We start from the raw sequence: 20,823 nt of genomic DNA, 5'->3' as shown, positions 1-20,823 counted from the left end.
GCGCATAAGATCAAGTGTATGGGACGCACAGGATGTACAAACGGTATCGATTTTCGGCCTGGACGGGCGCGTTTTTGTACGCGTGCGGTCTGCTTTCGGCCCCGCTTTCGCCCCCCGCCTGGGCGGAGGAGTACGCGCCTGATGACGGTGCGTCAATCGTCATGTATCACCGCTTCGGCGAAGACGATTACCCCTCCACCAACACGCGGTTAGAGCAGCTCGACGCCCACATCGCCGAACTTGATGGCGGATCGTACACCGTGCTTGCGTTGGGCGAGATCGTCTCGCGGCTTAAAGCCGGCAAACCCTTTCCCGCCAAATCCGTCGGCGTAACCATCGACGACGCTTATCGATCCGTTTACACTGAAGCGTGGCCGCGTTTTAAAAAAGCCGGTATTCCATTCACCCTGTTCGTCGCCACCCAGCCGGTCGATCAAGGCCTGAGCCGCTATATGACATGGGCGCAAATCCGCGAGATGGCCGCCGACCCGCTGGTCACCATCGGCAGCCAGACCGCCAGCCACCTGCACATGATCGACAATACCGATGCCGCCAACATGGCCGATATCGATGCGTCCAATGCGCGTTTTCGCGCCGAGCTGGGTTATGTGCCCGAACTGATCGCCTATCCCTATGGCGAGTATTCCGAGGCCGTGATCGAAACCGTCAAACGCGCCGGATTTGTCGCCGGGTTCGGTCAGCATTCGGGGGCGTTCGGCGCCAGCGATAACCAACGCAATGACGTCTATCGCCTGCCGCGCTTCGCCATGAACGAAACCTACGGCGACCTGCCACGCCTGAAAACCGCCGCCGGCGCCTTGCCGGTACCGGTGCGCGATGTCATCCCCCAAGACACCGTGGTCGACCCCAACGGCAATCCGCCCTACATCGGCTTCACCCTGCCCGAGGATCTACCCCGCGCCGAACAGATGGCGTGTTTTTCCAATCACGAAGGCAAGCTCAAGATCGAACGGCTGGGCCCGCGCATGGAAGTACGCATGTCCCAGAAGCTGCCTCAAGGCCGCACACGGCTGAACTGCACCGTGCCTGCGGGCGAGGGCCGCTGGCGGTGGTTCGGCATGCTTCTATACGTGAAATAAGCTGGCCCTCGTAGACCACGAAGACATCAAAAAGCCCGTCCGGCGATGCGCCAGGACGGGCTTTTTGATGAGCTTGGTGAGCGCTCAGATAACCGGCTCGAAAGCGCCGTTTTCGTTGAGCCGTGCGCCGTCCAGAAGGCTGAGATCATTACCTGCGATGATCGAATGCAGTTCCGAGACATAAGCCGCGCCGCGTTCGGAATAACGGTGTAGCGCACTGGCGAGGCGCATGCCGCTGACCGTTTGGCCCTTGGCGCGCATTTCCGCGCGCAAAGCACGGAACTCTTTGTAGGCGCGGTGCTTGTTCAAGTTGGTGACGTAGGACTGCACCGAATCGTACAGGCTGTCGAACGCGCGCACGCGATGCGATTTGCCCGCCAGCCGTTCGTTCGGCACGATGCCCTTGTGGTCGTCCTCAAACGTCCATTCGCCAAACATGGCGTTGCCTTCGCGCACGAACCGCGACGTGCCCCACGCGCTTTCGGTGGCAGCTTGCGCCAACGCCAACGACGGCGGCACCACGTCATGGTGAGACAGCAGCGCCGCGATGTCGCCACGGCGGGTGCCGTAGCGTTCGGCCATCGCCGCCAGCCACAAACGATCCAGCGCCTTAAGTTTGGAGCCGCTTTGCTTTTGCGCGTGCAGCTCCCAAAGGCGGGCGCGGTCGGCGACGATTTGCTCGTTCACCTGCAACACCAACGGCAGCACGGATTTGAAGAACACCGCTTTACGTTGCTCGGTTTCGCGAATTTGGTCGAGATTTTCCGGCAAGCTGATCAGGCTGAGGCGCGGAACGCCTGCGTAGCCCTGGCTGACCGCGGTGAGGTCGTAGTCGAGACCGCCATCGATCGGGCCCGAGGCCGTTTCCATCGCCGCCAGCTCATCGATATCGGTCAAGTCTTCGCCGATTTGTCCGCCCAGCAGCGCGGCGCGGGCTTGCGCCTCGGCCGCACGGCGTTGGTCTTGGGAAATCTCGTCGGCCAGGGAGAAGCTGGCCTGCGCGACGGAGGTGCCGCTCGGCGCCGGCATCAACCATGCGGTGGCGAACAAAATCGCCACCATAGAGGCCGCCGCGCCCAAAGAGCTCCAATGAAATGTTTTCATGACTGTTAACTATCTCGATCTGCCGCAACAAAGGTCGCCAATTTGGCTCTAGAGAACCCATTCGCCCGACACGTCCTTCACCGTGCCGCCGCGGGGTTCGTCCCCTCCTCGATCCGTCTCTTATGATGAGACGCTTAATCGACCGATCTGTGTTTCGGGCGCCGACTTGACCTTCTCGCCTGTCGGCATTTCCGAAATCTGGCGGCTCTTCTACGTGAATTTTTGAGGCCTTGCCAGCCTCTTTTTTCCACAACTCAGAAGTCTCTGAGAAGCCTTGAAAAAATACCATCGCCCCCGACTCATTCAGTCGAGGGCGATGACAAAAGAAGTTCGGTTTTACCCGATTCGCGTGAAATTCGTCAGTTGACCGCACGGACCTCGGTAACTTCCGGCACGTAATGGCGCAGCATGTTTTCGATGCCGTTTTTCAGCGTCGCGGTGGAGCTGGGGCAGCCGGCGCACGCACCTTGCATGTGCAGATAGACGACGCCTGCCTCGAACGAGCGGAACACGATGTCGCCGCCGTCTTGGGCCACCGCCGGACGTACGCGGGTTTCGATCAATTCCTTGATTTGCTTGACGGTTTCGGAATCGCCTTCGCCGCTTTCACTTTCGCCTTCGGCTTCGTTCATGACCGCCCCGCCTTGGGTGAAGTGATCCATCACCGCCGCGAGAACACGCGGTTTGACCACGTCCCAAGCGGCTTCGTCGGCCTTGGTCACGGTGACGAAGTCGGAGCCGAGAAACACGCCGCTGACGCCGTCGATGTCGAACAAACGCAGCGCCAACGGCGAATTGCCCGCGGAGGCCGCGTCGGTGAAGTTGGCGGTGCCCGATCCCATCACCTGGGTGCCCGGCAGGAACTTGAGGGTCGCGGGATTTGGGGTCGCTTCGGTTTGAATGAACATGTCCGTTCTCTCAGCTATGTAAAAGTCTGTGGGCGTTAAATCTGTTTGGTTGCCGGGAATATGGGGCTTTATGGCCCCCGGATCAACCCGGACGACGGTGTGGGTATCTTATACGTTCAAAAAACCCACTGTTTCCTTGATCTCGGCGATGATCGGCTCGGCCATGGCGCGGGCACGCTCGGCGCCGTCTTTCAGCACCGCGTCGACATGGCCGATGTCCGCCATCAGGCGGCGCATTTCCCCCTGAATCGGGTCGAGCTTGGCGACTGCCAGATCGGCCAGGTGTTGCTTGAAGGTGCCGAAGCCCTCGCCCGCGAACTTGGCGATGGTTTCGTCCAGCGTGGTGTCGCTGAGCGCGGCGTAAATGCCCAACAGGTTGGCGGCCTCGGGACGGCCTTCCAAACCCTTGGCGTTGTCGGGCAGGGGTTCGGGGTCGGTTTTGGCCTTGCGGATTTTCTTGGCGATGGTGTCGGCATCGTCCGTCATGGTGATGCGCGACAAATCCGACGGGTCGGATTTGGACATCTTTTTGGTGCCGTCCTTCAAGCTCATCACGCGGGTCGCGGTGCCGAAGATCATCGGTTCGGGCAACGGGAAGAAGTCTTCGACGCCGTAGTCGTTGTTGAATTTCTGCGCGATGTCGCGGGCCAGTTCCAGATGCTGCTTTTGGTCTTCGCCGACCGGCACGTGGGTGGCTTTGTAAAGCAAGATGTCGGCGGCCATCAGGTTGGGATACGCGTAAAGCCCCACCGATGCGTTTTCGCGGTTCTTGCCCGCCTTGTCCTTGAACTGGGTCATGCGGTTGAGCCAGCCCAGACGCGCCACGCAATTGAAGATCCACGCCAGTTCGGCGTGCGCGGGCACTTGGCTTTGATTAAAGATGATGTGCTTCTTCGCATCGACGCCCGACGCGATCATGGCCGCGGCGACTTCGCGGGTGGAGGCCTTCAACGCTGCCGGGTCTTGCCACACGGTAATGGCGTGCATGTCGACGACGCAAAACAGACACTCGTAATCGTGTTGCAATTGCACCCAGTTGCGCACCGCGCCGAGATAATTGCCAAGATGCAGATTGCCGGTGGATTGAATACCCGAAAAGATGCGTGACATATGGAATGCCCTTCCGTGTGGACCGGATGAGTGATTGCCGGTGTTGAGAAACGGTGTTGATTGACTGTGAGGGTTATGAACCGCCCGCCTTAGCAGGTCAAGATTGCTTGGGGCTCTGCTTGGGGCCTTGCTTAGGCTGGCGGCGCATCCAGCCCTTGACGTCGCCCAGCGACGCCGCGCCCAGCACGTGGGCCGCGATCACGTAGACCGCCATGCCGCCGAACACGATCGCAGCGAGGCTCAAGGCCTTTTCCGTGCCGCCGCCGCCCAACCAGCCCGCCAGTTCAACCACCAACAGCCAATCGAGCGCCATCACCACGGCGGCCATGATCGCGACCGCACTGACCATGCGCCACAGCCGACACATCAACCGGCCGTCGAAGTGAAACTCGTCGCGACGCACCAGGAAAAACGCCAGCAATCCGGCATTGAGCCATTGGCTGATCACCGTCGCCGCCGCCAAGCCAACGTGTTGCAGCGGACCCATCAGGCTCAACGCCACGACCACGTTGACGCCCACGCACAACGCCCCGATCTTGATCGGGGTGGACATGTCTTCGCGCGCGAAATAGCCCGGCGCCAAGGCCTTGACTAACACATAAGCGGGCAGGCCGCAGGCGAACACCATCAACGCCAGGGCGGTCTTGGTGGTGGCCTCGGCGGAAAATTCGCCACGTTCGAACAACGCAGAAACGATGGTGTCGGGGATCACGAACAACGCCGCCGCCGCGGGCAACGTTAGAAGTAGCGCGAATTCCACCGCGCGGTTTTGACTGTCGAGCGCCGCCGTCTCGTCGCCGGCCTTGATTTGACGGCTGAGCAACGGCAGCAGCGCGGTGCCCACCGCAACGCCGACCACGCCCAGCGGCAGCTGTACCAAGCGATCGGCATAAAACAGATACGAGATCGACCCCGACACCAGCAGCGATGCGATCACCGTGTCGATCAACAAGCTGATTTGATAGATGCCCGCGCCCACCGCCACCGGGGCAATGCGCTTGAGCAGGCGTTTGACGTCGTCGGACATATGCGGGCGCACCAGCTTGGGCATCCAGCCTGCATGCCGAACGTGCCACATCATCCACGCCAACTGCACCACACCGGCAATGGCAACGCCCCAACTGAGTGCGTGGGCCGGTGTCTCCATCAACGGCGTCAGACCGAACACCGCCGTGATCAAGGTGATGTTGAGCAAAATCGGCGTCGCCGCGGCGGCCCAGAATTTTCCTAGTGAATTGAGAATACCGCCCAACAACGACACCATCGAGATGAAGATCAGATAGGGAAAAGTGATGCGCACCAGATCGATGGCGAGACCGTATTTTTCCGGCTCGTCGACGAAGCCCGGCGCGATCAAGGCCACCACCCACGGCATCGCCAATTCGATGGCGATGGTGAACAACAACAACACTGCAAGTAAGCCGCTTTGCGCTTGGGCGGCGAAGGTACGCGCGCCGTGGGGACCGTTTTCATCGGCTTCGGTTTCCAGCTTACCGGCAAAAATCGGCACGAACGCGAGGTTGAACGCCCCTTCGGCGAACAGACGGCGAAACAGGTTGGGCAGCTTGAAGGCGACGAAGAACACATCCGCCATCCACCCCGCGCCCAAAGCCCACGCCACGGCGACATCGCGCACAAAGCCGAGCAAACGAGAGATCAGGGTCATGGACCCCACGGTAGCGATGGCGCGTATCAACAAAACGGTCTTCCCCATTCAACAGCCACATACCATACCCGTCAGGGCTTAACGGATGCTGAACTTTACCCCCGATTTAGGCGTGTGTAGGCACTTGCCATGTCGAAAAAAAGGCGCAAACTGCGCCGCATATCTGAATGGAGTGAAACGAGCAATGACGGAAAAATTGGATTGCGTGGTGATCGGCGCGGGCGTGGTTGGTTTGGCGATCGCTCGAACCCTGGCGATGAGCGGCCGCGAGGTGATCGTGATCGAATCCGAAAGCGCCATCGGCACCGGTACCAGCTCGCGCAATTCCGAAGTCATCCACGCGGGTATTTATTACCCCCAAGGCAGCCTCAAGGGTACGTTGTGCGTGCGCGGCAAAGGCTTGCTCTATGACTACCTGGAACGCCACGGCGTCGACCACCAGCGCTGCGGAAAACTCGTGGTCGCCACCACCGAAGATGAAATCGGCGTTTTGCGCGGCGTGGTCGATAAGGCCGCCGCCAACGGTTGCACCGAGCTGGATTGGTTGGACGGCAAGGACGCCATGACGTTGGAGCCGGAGCTGAGCTGCCTGGCCGCGCTGTCGTCGCCGACCACCGGCATTTTGGACAGCCACGGCTACATGCTCAGCCTGCAAGGCGAGATTGAGGCCGCGGGCGGATGGATCGCGTTGGAAAGTCCGCTGATCGACGGTGAAATCCACGCCAGCGGCATCGTCCTGCGCATCGGCGGACTCGAGCCCATGGAAGTGCTCTGCAACACCGTCATCAATTCCGCCGGCCTGAACGCCCAAGGCGTCGCACATCACTTGAACGGTTTCGCCAAGGCTCACATCCCTCCGCGATATTTGTGCAAAGGCAATTACTTTTCCCTAACCGGCAAGGCGCCGTTCACGCAACTGGTCTACCCGGTGCCCGGCACTGCGTCGCTGGGCTGTCATTACACCCGCGACCTGGGCGGGCAAGGGCGCTTCGGCCCCGATGCGGAGTGGGTCGAGAGCATCGACTACGATGTCGATCCCAGTCGCGGCGATTCGTTTTACGCGCAAATCCGGCGCTATTGGCCCGGTCTCAAGGACGGTGCGCTGAGCCCGTCTTATTGTGGCATCCGACCTAAACTACAAGCTCCCGGCACCCCGGCGGAGGATTTCCGCATCGACGGTCCCGCAGTCCATGGGATCAAGGGATTGGTCAACCTGTTCGGCATCGAATCGCCGGGTCTGACCGCATCTCTGGCAATTGGCGCATATGTCGTCGACATGCTGGATGCGCAAGGCCGCTGAGCATTCAACCGTCGGAATTCACGGTGGGACTTAGGACCTCGCGAATGCGTGCATGCAGCCTGTGGGGGTCGATGGGTTTGAGGATGTAGGTGGTGCTGCCGAGCTCGGTGGTTTTTTCGATTGTCTTCAGGCTTTTTTGCGCGGTGAGAAAGATCACCTTGGACTTTAGGCGCGGATGCGCTTGGCGGATGCGTTCAAGCAAGTCCACACCGGACATGCCCTCCATCTGAACATCCAATATCAGCAAATCCGGTTCCAGGTTTTGCATTACTGTCAAGCAGGCCTCGCCATCTTCCGCCCCGATAAAGCGTGCGCCGAGGTCTTCAACCACCACCCGAACCAAACCCAGGAGCAGTTTATCGTCATCAACACAAAGTATTGTTTTGCTTTTCACGAGCTTTCCCCACTTGAGGAGCGCACCGCCCGAAAAGGGTGCACACTGGACCAAGCGCCATCACAACGAGGCCCTGCAAGCAATGTAAGCCATACGCCTGTAGGTTTAAAGAGAGAGCCACGCCATTGGTTCAGCCCCCCACGTCGTCTTCCTGAATCGGGTCGCCCCGCGACGTGCCGATGGCTTTCAGCAATACTTTTCGCAGGCCCTTGATCTTGGTTTCGGAATCGATCTTCAGTCCAAACACGTCGCGGACGTAAAACACGTCGACCACGCGTTCGCCGTAGGTCGAAATATGCGCGGAAGTGATCTGCAATCCAAAATCCGTGAGCGCGCGGGTGACGTCGTGCAAGAAGCCCTGACGGTTGCGACCGTTGACTTCGATCACCGTCGCCGATGTTGAGGCCTCGTTGTTGACCAGCACCCGTGGCGGCACTTCGAACACCCGGGTGCGTGACGGCAATTGGCGGCTGCGTTCCGCCGCCAGTTCCCGTTCGGGCCGCAAACGGCCGGTCAGCGCGTCTTCGATGCGCTGTTTCAGGCGCTTGAGCTTATCTGCACCGGTGAACGCGTGACCCTCGACGTTTTGCACCCAGAACGTATCCAGCGCCATGCCGTTGCCGAAGGTGGTGATTTTCGCATCGACGATGTTCGCGCCCGACAACGACATCGCCCCGGCGATGGAGGCGAACAGCCCCGGATGATCGAGCGTATGGATCAGCACTTCGGTCACGTCGATGCGTTCCACTGCACGGGTTTCCAGATACAGCTTGGTTTCCGAATTGTGCGCATTGCGCACGATCTCGGCATGGTGCGCCAAATCGTCTGCACCATAAGACAGAAAATAGTTGGCGTGACCTTGGGCAAGATACCAATCCACGTCTTCGGACGGCCAATGTGCCAGCTTGTCGATAAGTTTTTTGCGCACCCGGTCGGCGCGCGCCTCGCGGCGTTGGGTCGGCAAGCCACCGGTCATCAGTTCCTGGGCGCTGTAATAGAGCTCGCGCAGCAAAGAGGCCTTCCAGCCGTTCCACACATTGGGGCCGACCGCGCGGGTATCGGCAACGGTCAAGATCAACAACAGGCGCAGGCGTTCCGGTGATTGCACCAGCTCGACAAAATCCTTGATGGTTTTGGGGTCGTCGAGGTCGCGTTTGTAGGCGTTGCGGTTCATATCCAGATGGTGCAGCACCAGCCACGCCACCGTTTCCGTTTCCCAATCGTTGAGACCGAATTGCGGACAGAGTTTCTTGGCGACTTCCGCACCGATCACCGAATGGTCGCCGCCCCGGCCTTTGGCGATGTCGTGCAACAGAACCGCCACGTACAGCACCCGGCGCGACTGCACGTCCTTGATCACTTCGCTGCTCAACGGATGGTCCTCGGCCAGCAAGCCGCGCTCAATCTCGCTGAGAATGTCGATGGCACGGATGGTGTGCTCGTCGACCGTGTAGACGTGATACATGTCGTATTGCATCTGCGCCACCACGCGGCCGAAATCGGGCATGAAGCGCCCGAATACCCCCGATTCGTTGAGCCGCACCAATGCCCGCTTGGGTCCCTTGGGCGACGTCAACATGTCGAGAAACAGCTCGTTGGCCTGTGGGTCTTTGCGCACCTTCGCGTTGATGCATTTGAGGTCGCGCTGCACCAGTCGCAGGGCTTGGGGGTGGATATCCAGGTCGTATTTTTCGGCTTCCGCGAAAAGCCGCAGCAAATTCACCGGGTCTTGCTTGAAGACCTTGTCGTGCTCGACCGTCAAGCGCCCGCCGTCGACCTTGAAGCCGGGCATTTTACGTTTGCGGAAATTGAACGACGGCAACGAGATCAGCGACCGTTTGGTGTGTTGATGTTCCAGCACCGCGCAGATCACGCGGGTCAAATCGCCGACGTCCTTGGCGACGAGGAAATAATGCTTCATGAACCTTTCGACCGCGCTGACGCCGGCGCGGGCGGTATAACCCATGCGCTTGGCGAGGTCGTTTTGCACATTGAAGCTGATGGTTTCGTCGGGTCGATCGGCGAGATAATGCAGATGGCAGCGCACCGTCCACAGAAACTTTTGCGCGGTGTTGAAGCGCCGCGCGTCGGCTTTGTTCAGTACGCCTTTTTCCACCAGTCCGGTGATGTCGTCGACCCGATAGAGAAACTTGGCAATCCAAAACAACGTCTGTAAATCGCGCAGCCCGCCTTTGCCGTCCTTGATGTTGGGTTCCAACACATAGCGCGAATCGCCCATGCGTTCGTGACGTTCGTCACGTTCTTCCAGCTTGGCTTTGACGAATTCCGCCTCGCTGCCCTGGATGACGTCTTTTTCGAACCGTGCTTCAAACAACGTGAACAGCTCGTGATCGCCGCTGATCCAACGCGCTTCCAGCAAGCTGGTGGAAATGGTGATGTCGGTTTTAGCCAGACGCACAGCTTCCTCCACGGTGCGGGTGGCATGGCCGACCTTAAGGCCCAAGTCCCACAACATGTAGAGCATCCATTCCACCGCGTCAGTGGTGGATGGATGGGCTTTTTTGGGCAGCAAGAACATCAGGTCCAAATCGGAATGCGGCGAAATTTCCGCCCGCCCGTAGCCGCCGGTGGCGATCAGGGACATGTCTTCGTCCCTCATGGCATAGACGTGCGTGATGGTGAATTCGTGCAGAGTGCGGATCAATTGATCGAGCAAGAACGCCCCTTCGCGCAGGGTCCGCGCGCCGGTGGCCCCACCGCTCTCGAAGCGCCGCCGAATTTCCGTGCGGCCACTTTCCAATGCGTCCTTGAACAGTTTGAGAACCGCGCTGCGGGTTTTGGGCTTTTTGACGTCGCCGCCGTGGGCGACGCTACAGAGCTCCGCCATGAAGGTTTTTCGGCAGATCACGCCGCGCGGATTTTTGATCTTCAAACGCATATTGCTTCCAACTGCCGTTGTGGTTCCCCAACCTGCCCGGCTTGACCCACGATGTATATAAGATTTGCCGCGCGCAAACGAGCGTGAAATCTTGCCTTTCTTGTATCGCGGTTTGGTTTTCGCTCTAATGGCGACTGGTGATTCTTTTCGAAAGTATTTCGATTTTCCATGCACGCTTCTCCTTGCACAGCGGAATGCCAACACCTCATCGCCATCGCCCAGCGCATGGCGACGGCGCTTAGCGGCCCATCCGCCAAGCCCCCTGTGTCCTTGGTCGACTGGTTGGCGCGCGCCGAAACGCTTGTGACCAACCCGAAGCTTGAATCCCTCGACGGCGAGCAGATGCTGGAAAACCTATCTTTGGACCTTCGCCGTCGATGGTTGAATGAAGTTCACGCGGGCGCGCCAGCGGGTTCCGATCGCTACATGATGTCGCCGCCCCACGCACAGGCCAAATATCTGGCGGACGGCACCCGCGTGCATTACCCCTATGATCGCTGGCTCAAACCCAGGGAACTCGAACGCCGCCTCGCCGCGCTGCATCCGCCGCCGTCGGGCTGGGCCGGTCGTTCGATGCTGTTCGCCAACGGCATGTCCGCCATCACCACGATCTTGCAAGTGTTGCGCGTCCAATCGCCCAAGATGTGGCCGCGCGCGCCGAAGCTTCCCTATTCGCTGCATTGGTTTGGTGGATATTTCGAAATTGCCCGTGCGCTTGAATTGTTGTGCAACGACAGCTTTCACGGCCGCAAGCACGCGCGACAACCCGCGCTTTGCACGGCCGTGATGCGCGGGGCGGTGGATGTGGTGCTGATCGAGCCCGTCGCCGCCGACACTGGGTTGGAGGTTTTCGATCTCGACGCTTTTATCGCCACGTGGAAGCAGCGCCGTGCCAAGCGTCCATGCGCCATCGTCATCGACAGCTCATTATCCGCCGACGTGTTTCCCGTCGAACGGCTGTGTGTGGAACTCGCCAACGATCCGCCGGTGTTGATTGCATCGATCCGTTCGGGCCTGAAGCTCGATCAAGAAGGCTTGGAGTTTTCCAACGTCGGACTTGTGGATGTGTGGATGGTCGACACGCCCGCCACCATCGAACGCCTGGATACGTTCGCCAGCGCCTTGACGACGGCACGCACCACGTTTGGCGCGAGCCTGTCACAAGACGAATACGCGGCGTTGAGTGCGCCGCCGTTCCTCGATGCCACGTCGCTGCACGACCATGCCCGCGCGGTATTCGCCAACAACCGTCTGTTCGCCGAAACCTTGGCGGCGCGGATCAAACCCGACAGCAGCGTGCTCGGGCGCGTCAGCCATCCGTGTCTCGGCGCGGCCAAGGACCGAGCGTGGGCCGAAGCGCCGTTCGTCGTTTTACGCTACCACCCCGACGGTGCCAGCGCGCGGGCGTTCTTGCGCACGGTCCTCGAACACGAAGCCAAGCAGCGCAAGCTGACGTTGCGATCGGGTAGCAGCTTCGGCTTTCGCGGCCATCGTTTCGAAATGGGGTTCGTGCGCGGGGTCAAGTTCAACACCTTGCGCGTCGCCATGGGGGCGCGGCGCGGGCCATCGTTGCACGGCGCGATCCAATTGTTCAGCGATCTTGCCGCCTACCCCGACTTCGCCGCCCTGCGCAAAGCCTATCCCCAGATCGAGGCCCAGCACCCCAAGGACCGGGTACGGGACGAAACCTGAATGAGCACCGCGTCTTTACCCATCCTCTATAGTTTTCGCCGTTGCCCTTACGCTATGCGGGCGCGCATGGCGCTGTTCGCAAGCGGCCAGGCGTACGTTTTGCGCGAAGTGGTTCTGCGCGATAAACCGCCGCAGATGCTCGCGCTTTCCGCCAAGGGCACCGTGCCGGTGCTGGTGTTGAGCGACGGCCGGGTGATCGACGAAAGCCTCGATGTCATGCGGTGGGCGCTGGCGCGCAACGACCCTCACGGCTGGCTGGATGCGCCTGCAGATCAAACGAACGCGCTGATCGCGCGGTGCGACACGGACTTCAAAACCCATCTGGATCGTTACAAATACGCCAGCCGCTATGACGGGGGCGATCCGCTCGCCCACCGAACGGCGGGAATCCAATTCATTCAGCAGTTGGAAGACAGATTGAGCGCAACAGCGTATCTGTTCGGCGCCCGTCGGTCTCTTGCCGACATCGCCATCGCGCCGTTTGTGCGTCAATTCGCCCTGGCCGATTGGGATTGGTTTTTCGCCGCGCCGTATCCGCACGTACACCGTTGGCTCAACAATTTCATAGCAAGCGATTTATTTGTCGGCGTGATGGCCAAATTCGATCCTTGGCGGCCCGGCGACACCGAAATCATCATCACCCCCGGCACTTAAGCCTGCGTCCAATCGTCGAGCACGCCCATCAGCAATTCGAACGCCGCGTCGGCGGGCAGACCTTGGTCCGTGACCCGGTGCAGCAACAAGCCTTCGATCGCCGCGACAGCCAGCATCGCGCGGGCCACGGCTTGCTCTCGGCTGAGGCCACGGGCCTCGAAATGCGGCGTGAAGGCGTCGATCCACCCTTTCGACAGCGTGTGCAAAAACGGCGCAAAAAGCGGGTCGCGCGACGCCAAGCCGCTGGCCCACAACTGGATCGTCACCACATGCAGGTTTTGCGCCGCGTCGGTGGTCAGTTTTTGCGTCCACAGGCGGCGCAGCTGTTCGACCAGCGCCGTGCTTTCCAGGACCCGCACCTCGCTCATCCACATCGCCGCGATGCCTTGCAGCACCGCCGTCAGCAGCCCGTTTTTCGAACCGAAGTGATAGACCAGCATACGCGCCGAGGTGTTTAAATCCTTGGCCACGTTGCGCAACGAAAAGTCATCCGCGCCGTTGCGCATCAACCACGCTGTCGCGCCCTGCAGCAAGCGGTCCTTGGTGGTCAAACGCTTGGCCTGGGGTATCGTTTTCACCATCGGATTCCCTCATGCGATACACGTTGATAGATATCGTAACATATGTTACATGTAGCATGTGTTACATTATTTGAGGAGGCCGCCATGCGCGTATGGCTGCTCGTCTTGTTCGGTGTCGGCGTGATCGTCCCTTACGCCGCCTTTGCGCCTTGGTTCTTGGATCATGGTGCGAACGCCTTGTTGTTCGTGCACGAGATGTTCGCCAACCGCATCGCCGCGTTTTTCGCCCTGGACGTAATCGTCGCCGCCATCGCGCTGATCAGCGCCGCCGTCTTCGCCCACCGTCACGGCGGGCGCGGGCTGGGCGCGGTCGTTGCGGCGACGTTGTTGATCGGGGTGTCGGCGGGCCTGCCGTTGTATCTGTATTACCGCTGGCGCGAGACGCCGTCGCGTTAAGCCCGCGAAGCGCGCCATTTGGGCACGAACCGCCCGGTGCGCGCGGCGTAAACGACATACGCTTTGCCGAACGTTTCGTGCATCAGGCGTTCTTCGCCCGCCACGTTGGCGTGCCACAGCGGAAATTGCGCCAGCGCCCACAGCATGTAGATCCAGTGATCGAGATACAGCGCCAGGCCGAAATCGAAGCTCAGCAAAAACGATGCATACAGCGGATGGCGCACATGGCGGAACGCACCGCTGGTGATCAGCTCGCGCCCGCGGCTACTGAGCGGCAACGACTTCAAACTCCACGCCACCCCCGCAGCGGTCACGGCGATGGAAACCAACAGCGCACCCAGGCCGAAGCCGTCGTAGCCGTGGATCGGGGCGGCATTGATGAAATGCGTCACCGCCCAAGTCGCCGCCAACGTCGCGAGGCTCAGCGCCAGTCCACGCGGCCCGGTGCCGAAAATACGTTGGTAGGCTCCCAGTCGATCCGTCACCGTGCGATTATCCTTATCCGCCGGTATCCATAGCTTTCAATCTATATAAGAAATCGAGCGCCTCGCGCGGGGTCATCTCGTCAGGCAGCACGGCCTTCACCGCCTCTTCGACCTCCGACGATTTGCGCGGCCCGGCAGCCGGACTTGGGTTGGCGGGCGCATGGGAAAACAACGGCAAGTCATCGGCAAGCTTGGTCACCGTGGACGATTGCTCGCCTTCTTCCAGGGACTTCAAGATCTGTTCGGCGCGCTTGATCACGGCAGGCGGCAGGCCTGCCAGTTGGCCGACGTGAATACCGTAAGAGCGATCCGCCGCGCCGGGTCCGACCTCGTGCAAAAACACCACGTCGCCTTGCCATTCCTTGACCTTCATGGCGTGACAGCTGAGCCCCGCAAGCTTGGCCTGCAGCGCGGTGAGCTCATGGTAGTGGGTGGCGAACAAGGACCTGCACTTGTTGACCTCGTGCAGGTGTTCGATCACCGCCCAGGCGATCGACAAGCCGTCGAAGGTCGAGGTGCCGCGCCCGATTTCGTCCAAGATCACCAATGCGCGTTCGCCCGCTTGGTTGAGGATCGCCGCCGTTTCGACCATTTCGACCATGAACGTCGAACGCCCGCGCGCCAAATCGTCGGCCGCGCCGACGCGTGAAAACAGCCGGTCCACCACACCGATGCGCGCGCGCGCTGCCGGTACGAACGACCCCATCTGCGCCAACACCGCGATCAGCGCGTTTTGCCGCAAGAACGTCGATTTACCGGCCATGTTGGGACCGGTCAGCAGCCACAGGCGGCCCGAGGCATCGTCTTGGGCGCAATCGTTGGCGACGAACTTGTCCCCACCGCCCGCTTCCAAGGCGGCTTCGACCACCGGGTGGCGGCCTTGAACAATCTCGAAATCGACACTGTCGTCCACCTGCGGGCGGGTCAGGCGGCGTTCCACCGCCAATTCCGCCAAGCCGGTCGCCACGTCCAGTTCCGCCAGCGCGCACGCGCACAGCGCGATGGCTTCCCCATGCGCACGGATCCGCGCCGCAAGTTGCTCGAAGACTTCCAGCTCCAACGCCACCGCGCCGTCGGCGGCGCGCGCGATCTTGCTTTCCAGTTCGTTCAGCTCGACGGTGGAAAAGCGCACCGCGTTGGCCATGGTCTGGCGATGGATGTACGGCCCGTCCGCACCCATCAGCTTGTCGCCTTGTTTGGCCGGAACCTCGATGAAATAACCCAGCACGTTGTTGTGCTTGACCTTCAAGGTGGCGATGCCGGTATCGGACTGATAGTTGCCTTGCAGACCGGCGATCAGGCGGCGGCTTTCGTCGCGCATCATGCGCAGCTCGTCCAGGTCGGGGCGATAGCCAGGGCGCACAAAACCGCCGTCGCGCGCCAGCAACGGCAGATCGTCGCCCAACGCCGCGCCCAGTTCGCCCACCAGTTCGCCATGCGCGCCGAGATTCTCTAAGCTCTGCTCCAAACCCTTGGAAATCGGCTTGCCCGCAAACGCGTCGCGCACGTCGGCGGAAAGCGCCAAACCGCCCTGCACCGAAGCCAAATCGCGTGGGCCCCCGCGGCCCAACGTGATGCGCGTCAGGGCGCGTTCCAAATCGGGACACCGCGTCAGTAAAGCGCGCACGTCTTCGCGCACGCGGCTTTCATCGACGCAAAACTGCACATCGCAAAAGCGCCCTTCGATCGCCGCGACATCGGTCAACGGCGCGGCCAATCGTCCGGCCAGCAGGCGTGCGCCGGCGCCCGTGACGGTGCGATCGATCACCGCCAGCAGCGAGCCCTTGCGCGTACCGGTGAGGGTTTCGGACAGTTCCAAATTTCGCCGGGTGGCGGCGTCGATTTCCATCACCCCGCCCGACGCGATGCGCACCGGCGGCGACAGCCGTGGCAGTTTGCCCTTTTGCGTCAATTCGATGTAATCGAGCAACGCGCCCGCCGCCGCCACTTCGGCGCGGCTGAACCCGCCAAACGATTCCAAGGTCTTGACCCCGAACAATGTTTCGAGGCGTTTCGCGCCGTTGGTGCTGTCGAACCGCGCGGCCGGTTGCGGGGTCAACGCATCGCGCCAATCGTCCAACACGAAACGATAGGCGTCGCGGTTCATCAAGCTGTCGGGGTGCAGCAATTCGCCGGGTTTGAGACGGGCGAGCTGCGCGCCCAATTGTTCGGGCGCCGAGGCTTGGGCGAAAAACTGCCCGGTCGAAACGTCGATCCACGCCAGCCCCAACGCGCCCTGGGCTTCGGCGATGCACGCCAGATAATTGTTGGCGCGCGCGTCGAGCAGGGAATCTTCGGTGATGGTGCCGGGGGTGACGACCCGCACCACGTCGCGGCGCACCACCGATTTCGCGCCGCGCTTCTTGGCTTCGGCCGGGTCTTCGGTCTGCTCGCACACCGCGACGCGAAAGCCCTTGCGGATCAGGCGCGACAGATATTGCTCGTGGCTGTGCACCGGCACGCCGCACATGGGGATGTCGTCGCCGTTGTGCTTGCCGCGCTTGGTCAGGGTGATGTCGAGCGCGCGCGACGCCTTTTCGGCGTCGTCGAAGAACAGCTCGTAAAAATCGCCCATGCGATAAAACAGCAAGGCGTCGGGATGATCCGCCTTGATGGCCAGAAATTGCGCCATCATGGGGGTGACTTGTTGCATCTCGGCGGCGGGTTCAGGGCTCATCTTGGCTTTTTGACAAATCGGCGTTAAAGGGGTCCTCACCATAAACAGCCCGGGGCCGCGAAATCAACATGCGATCCTGCTTTGAATACAATGGAATTTCGTCCAAAGCCGCTTGGCCTGATGCGCGAAGCGGCCTAACATAGACATTGATAATCCATAAAGAACTCTACTTGGAGACCGTACGTGAGCAACTCAGCCACCACCGTTCGCGAAGCCGTCGGCATCTTTAAAGATCGCGCCAGTTTCGAAGCCGCCGTCCATCACCTTTTGGAGGCCGGATTCGAACGTCCCGACCTGTCTGTTTTGGACGGCCATGAATCTCTCGACGTCGTGGGCGAACCCGGCAAGCCGTGGAAAGACGTGCTCACCGCCCTGGTCGGTGAAATCAAATACGAAGGCCCCTTGGTAGCCGCCGGTGCGATCTTGCTGGCGGGCGGTCCGACGGCGGCGTTGATCGCGTCGATCATCGGTGCGGCCACGGCGGGCGTGGCGGCGAAAGAAGTCCTCGACGAAGTGACCTCGTCGCCCGACAGCGAAGATTTCACCAACGCGCTTGCGGCCGGCGGGCTGATCTTGTGGGTCAGCTGCGCGACCCCTGAAAAAGAGCAGCAGGCCCTGGAACTGCTCCAGAAATTCGATGGCGCCAACGTGCACATGCACGAACGCAGCGCTTAATTCCTCTCACCGACAAATGCACCACATTTGAAAGACCTCCCCATGCACGACGATGACAAAATGAGCGCCATCGACCAAGAATCCTTGGTCATGCACGCCCGCGGACGCCCCGGCAAAATCGAAATTCACCCGACCAAGCCGCTGACCACCCAGCACGACCTATCGCTGGCCTACAGCCCCGGCGTCGCCGCGCCGTGTAAAGAAATCGAACGCGATCCGCAATTGGCCTACGACTACACCGCCAAGGGCAACTTGGTGGCGATCATTTCCAACGGCACCGCGGTGCTGGGGCTGGGCGACTTGGGCGCGCAGGCATCGAAACCGGTGATGGAAGGCAAGGCCGTGCTGTTCAAGCGCTTCGCCGACATCGACGGCATCGATCTGGAAGTCGATACCCGCGACGTCGACGAGTTCGTCAACTGCGTCAAGTTGCTGGGGCCGACCTTCGGCGGTATCAACCTGGAAGACATCGCCGCACCCGATTGCTTCATCATCGAACAGCAACTGCGCGAACTGATGGACATTCCGGTGTTTCACGACGATCAGCACGGCACCGCGATCATCACCGCGGCGGGCCTGATCAACGCCTGCGACCTGACCGGACGCGACATCAGCGATCTCAAAATCGTCGTCAACGGCGCAGGCGCTGCGGCGATCGCATGCATCGAACTGGTGCAGTGTTTGGGCGTGCGTGCCGACAACACCATCATGTGCGACAGCAAGGGCGTGATTTTCCAAGGCCGCGAAGTGGGCATGAACCAATGGAAGGCCGCCCACGCCGCCAACACCGACGCGCGCACCTTGAAGGAAGCGCTGGTCGGCGCGGACGTGTTCTTAGGCCTTTCGGTCAAAGGCGCGTTGACCCCGGACATGGTCGAAGCCATGGCCGACAAACCGATCATCTTCGCCATGGCCAATCCGGACCCGGAAATCACTCCCGAAGAAGCCAAGGCCGTGCGCCCCGACGCCATCATCGCCACCGGGCGGTCCGACTATCCCAACCAGATCAACAACGTTTTGGGCTTTCCCTACATCTTCCGCGGCGCCCTGGATGTCCGCGCCACCACCATCAACGAAGACATGAAAGCTGCCGCCGCCCACGCCATCGCCTCGCTGGCCCGCGAAGACGTGCCCGACGAAGTCGATATGGCCTATTCCGGCCAGCATCTCAAATACGGGGCCGAGTACATCATCCCCGCGCCGTTCGATCCGCGCCTGATCACCACCGTGCCGCCCGCCGTGGCCCACGCGGCGATGGAATCGGGCGTCGCCCAGCGCCCGATCATCGACATGGATGCGTATCGCAACGAATTGACCGCGCGCCTCGATCCCACCGCGCCCAGCCTGCAGGCGATCTTCGAAGACGTTCATCTGCACCCACGCCGGGTGGTGTTCGCCGAGGGCGAAGAGGAAAAGTCCATCCGCGCCGCCGTGGCATTTTACAATGCCGGCTATGGGTTCCCCATTTTGGTCGGCCGCGAAGAACAGGTTTTGGACAAGCTGCGCGAACTGGGTCTGCCCAAATTGGACGGCGTTGAGATCACCAACGCCAAACTGTCCGACGCCACCGAGCGTTATATCGACGAAGTTTACGAACGCTTGCAGCGCGAAGGTAAGCTGTTTCGCGATTGCCAACGCATGGTCAACCAAAACCGCAACATCTTCGCCGCATGCATGGTCGCCCAAGGCGACGCCGACGCCATGGTCACGGGGCTGACGCGCAACTACCACGTGGCGCTGAACGACATCACCCGCGTCATCGACCCCAGCCCCGACCAATCTGTGGTTGGCTTGACGCTGATGGTCGCGCAAGGGCGCACGGTGTTCTTGTCCGACACCGCCGTCAACGTCATGCCCGACGCCCAGCAGTTGGCCGACACCGCCATCCAGGCGGCCGCCAAGGTGCGTCAACTGGGCCAGGAACCGCGCGTGGCGCTGCTGTCGTTCGCCAATTTCGGCAATCCCATGCCCAACCGCACCCAGGTGGTGCGCGAGGCGGTGAAAATCCTCGACAATTCTCACGTCAGCTTCGAATACGAAGGCGAGATGAGCGCCGAGGTCGCGCTGGATTATGACCTGCAGCACCGTGTCTTCCCGTTCACCCGCCTGTCGGCGGCGGCCAACGTGTTGGTTTTGCCGGGGCTCAATTCGGCGAGCATTTCGTCCGGCTTGGTGCAGCAGTTGGGCGGCGGTACGGTGATCGGGCCGTTGTTGCTGGGCATTTCCAAACCGGCGCAGATCGTGCCGATGGGCGCGACGGTGTCCGATCTGGTCAACTTGGCGGCGCTCGCCGCGCATGATGCTATTTGATTAAGAGGCTGACAAGAGTCGTGCCCGCTAGTTCAATTTTGCGAGCTAAGGATGAATAAGAATGAACTATCGTAGATTACGAGATTTATTCAATGAATTCGCCGCGAAACTAGAAGAACAGCACACCTACTACTTGGACAGCATAATAGGTTTTTCTGTTTTGCATGATCGCATGGTGGCAAAGCAGTTGGACGTCATGAAATTCTTGGGAGAGCATGAGTACGCAAGTGAAGAGTTTCTGGATACATGCACAACTTTGTATAAAGAATTATCTGGAAAGGATTTAGTGCCTATGACTCTTTCCCCCGTGATGCAGCAAGGGCGGGTAAAAGCCAGAAACAGAGAAAACGGTGAGAATACTCTTATTCTTGGAGCAAACTGCATCGTGGCCCTATACAGCTATTGGGAAGAATATCTAAGGATTGAGATAGGCATCGCTAAAGGCGTTCTTGGCATTGGTGCCCGCAATGACGAACAAACACGACAAGTACTCAATCAACATGTTGCTTACGACATATGGGGAGACATAAGGCATCTTCGAAATTCCATTGTCCACAACAATGGTCTTGCGTACTCCAAGATTACTGGATGCAATATTATTAAATGTTTCAAGCCAGGTGACAAAGTGGAACTGGATTTTGAAAAAATGAGAGCTGTCTTTTTATTGCTAGCGGATTTTAGAAACGAGTTAAGTTCCTTATCTATACCACCTCGAAAAGGTATACGACTGCCGGGGCGCTCCAATATCTGACACAAATTTTGACCCATAAATTACCACTCTGGGTCATAAACGAATCTAGTCAGCACCCTCAACAAATTGCCGTTTCGCATCACTTTACTGATACGATTTTCCCACTAAAAGGTTCAAGGCT

Annotated in this window: 17 protein-coding genes; 8 read left to right on the top strand and 9 right to left on the bottom strand. The window is 60.2% G+C overall.

Going from position 1 to position 20,823, the window contains the following annotated elements:
- Nucleotides 1–32: 32 nt before the first annotated feature.
- Nucleotides 33–1,100, top strand: coding sequence for a polysaccharide deacetylase family protein (locus tag VIN96_RS01375; protein WP_331893623.1), 1,068 nt, complete (start codon nucleotides 33–35; stop codon nucleotides 1,098–1,100).
- 84 nt (nucleotides 1,101–1,184) lie between these two features.
- On the opposite strand, the gene VIN96_RS01370 is transcribed toward VIN96_RS01375, so the two are convergent.
- The 4 genes from VIN96_RS01370 to murJ form a co-directional block, all read right to left on the bottom strand.
- Complete coding sequence (locus VIN96_RS01370) at nucleotides 1,185–2,204, bottom strand: glucosaminidase domain-containing protein (protein ID WP_331893622.1); 1,020 nt, start codon at nucleotides 2,202–2,204, stop codon at nucleotides 1,185–1,187.
- A 359-nt stretch (nucleotides 2,205–2,563) separates the two neighbouring features.
- Nucleotides 2,564–3,112: a NifU family protein gene (locus VIN96_RS01365; protein ID WP_331893621.1), complete on the bottom strand. Its 549-nt coding sequence runs from the start codon at nucleotides 3,110–3,112 to the stop codon at nucleotides 2,564–2,566.
- 108 nt (nucleotides 3,113–3,220) lie between these two features.
- Entirely contained in the window at nucleotides 3,221–4,222 is a 1,002-nt protein-coding gene (trpS, locus tag VIN96_RS01360; RefSeq protein WP_331893620.1) for a tryptophan--tRNA ligase, read from the bottom strand.
- A gap of 97 nt (nucleotides 4,223–4,319) precedes the next feature.
- Nucleotides 4,320–5,936, bottom strand: a complete 1,617-nt coding sequence (gene murJ / locus VIN96_RS01355) for a murein biosynthesis integral membrane protein MurJ (protein WP_331893619.1) — start codon at nucleotides 5,934–5,936, stop codon at nucleotides 4,320–4,322.
- 136 nt (nucleotides 5,937–6,072) lie between these two features.
- Here murJ and VIN96_RS01350 point away from each other — a divergent pair, with 136 nt between their 5' ends.
- Nucleotides 6,073–7,188: an NAD(P)/FAD-dependent oxidoreductase gene (locus VIN96_RS01350; protein ID WP_331893618.1), complete on the top strand. Its 1,116-nt coding sequence runs from the start codon at nucleotides 6,073–6,075 to the stop codon at nucleotides 7,186–7,188.
- 4 nt (nucleotides 7,189–7,192) lie between these two features.
- Here VIN96_RS01350 and VIN96_RS01345 read toward each other — a convergent pair whose 3' ends face one another.
- Together VIN96_RS01345 and VIN96_RS01340 are read right to left on the bottom strand one after the other, a co-directional pair.
- Complete coding sequence (locus tag VIN96_RS01345) at nucleotides 7,193–7,582, bottom strand: response regulator (protein WP_331893617.1); 390 nt, start codon at nucleotides 7,580–7,582, stop codon at nucleotides 7,193–7,195.
- A gap of 130 nt (nucleotides 7,583–7,712) precedes the next feature.
- Nucleotides 7,713–10,481, bottom strand: a complete 2,769-nt coding sequence (locus VIN96_RS01340) for a [protein-PII] uridylyltransferase (RefSeq protein WP_331893616.1) — start codon at nucleotides 10,479–10,481, stop codon at nucleotides 7,713–7,715.
- Between the two features lie 168 nt (nucleotides 10,482–10,649).
- On the opposite strand from VIN96_RS01340, the gene VIN96_RS01335 reads away from it, so the two are divergent.
- Nucleotides 10,650–12,173, top strand: a complete 1,524-nt coding sequence (locus tag VIN96_RS01335; RefSeq protein WP_331893615.1) for a hypothetical protein — start codon at nucleotides 10,650–10,652, stop codon at nucleotides 12,171–12,173.
- Nucleotides 12,174–12,827 (top strand): glutathione S-transferase, encoded by a 654-nt coding sequence (locus VIN96_RS01330; RefSeq protein WP_331893614.1) that lies wholly within the window; start codon nucleotides 12,174–12,176, stop codon nucleotides 12,825–12,827. It abuts the gene before it with no gap.
- Here the strand turns inward: VIN96_RS01330 and VIN96_RS01325 are convergent.
- Complete coding sequence (locus VIN96_RS01325; protein WP_331893613.1) at nucleotides 12,824–13,408, bottom strand: TetR/AcrR family transcriptional regulator; 585 nt, start codon at nucleotides 13,406–13,408, stop codon at nucleotides 12,824–12,826. The two genes, VIN96_RS01330 and VIN96_RS01325, sit on opposite strands and share 4 nt — an antisense overlap.
- An 84-nt stretch (nucleotides 13,409–13,492) precedes the next feature.
- Between VIN96_RS01325 and VIN96_RS01320 the strand changes: the two genes are divergently transcribed.
- Nucleotides 13,493–13,804 carry a DUF2834 domain-containing protein gene (locus VIN96_RS01320; protein ID WP_331893612.1) on the top strand — a complete coding sequence of 104 codons (312 nt, stop codon included), beginning with the start codon at nucleotides 13,493–13,495 and terminating at the stop codon, nucleotides 13,802–13,804.
- Here the strand turns inward: VIN96_RS01320 and VIN96_RS01315 are convergent.
- Nucleotides 13,801–14,289 carry an isoprenylcysteine carboxylmethyltransferase family protein gene (locus tag VIN96_RS01315; protein ID WP_331893611.1) on the bottom strand — a complete coding sequence of 163 codons (489 nt, stop codon included), beginning with the start codon at nucleotides 14,287–14,289 and terminating at the stop codon, nucleotides 13,801–13,803. The two genes, VIN96_RS01320 and VIN96_RS01315, sit on opposite strands and share 4 nt — an antisense overlap.
- 13 nt (nucleotides 14,290–14,302) lie before the next feature.
- On the bottom strand, nucleotides 14,303–16,966 hold the full coding sequence (gene mutS / locus VIN96_RS01310) for a DNA mismatch repair protein MutS (RefSeq protein ID WP_331893610.1): 2,664 nt from the start codon (nucleotides 16,964–16,966) through the stop codon (nucleotides 14,303–14,305).
- 183 nt (nucleotides 16,967–17,149) lie between these two features.
- On the opposite strand from mutS, the gene VIN96_RS01305 reads away from it, so the two are divergent.
- The 3 genes from VIN96_RS01305 to VIN96_RS01295 all read left to right on the top strand — a co-directional run bounded on the left by VIN96_RS01305 (nucleotide 17,150) and on the right by VIN96_RS01295 (nucleotide 20,702).
- Nucleotides 17,150–17,641 carry a hypothetical protein gene (locus VIN96_RS01305; protein ID WP_331893609.1) on the top strand — a complete coding sequence of 164 codons (492 nt, stop codon included), beginning with the start codon at nucleotides 17,150–17,152 and terminating at the stop codon, nucleotides 17,639–17,641.
- A gap of 42 nt (nucleotides 17,642–17,683) precedes the next feature.
- The gene (locus VIN96_RS01300) at nucleotides 17,684–19,951 is read left to right on the top strand and encodes an NADP-dependent malic enzyme (protein ID WP_331893608.1); all 2,268 of its coding nucleotides are present in this window, start codon (nucleotides 17,684–17,686) and stop codon (nucleotides 19,949–19,951) included.
- Between the two features lie 61 nt (nucleotides 19,952–20,012).
- Complete coding sequence (locus tag VIN96_RS01295; protein WP_331893607.1) at nucleotides 20,013–20,702, top strand: hypothetical protein; 690 nt, start codon at nucleotides 20,013–20,015, stop codon at nucleotides 20,700–20,702.
- The last annotated feature ends 121 nt before the right edge of the window (nucleotides 20,703–20,823 follow it).

The sequence above is a fragment of the Magnetovibrio sp. genome, assembly GCF_036568125.1.
Classification (GTDB): Bacteria; Pseudomonadota; Alphaproteobacteria; order Rhodospirillales; family Magnetovibrionaceae; genus Magnetovibrio.
Note: the sequence above shows the minus strand (reverse complement) of the source record. Positions and strands in the feature narration are given on the sequence as shown.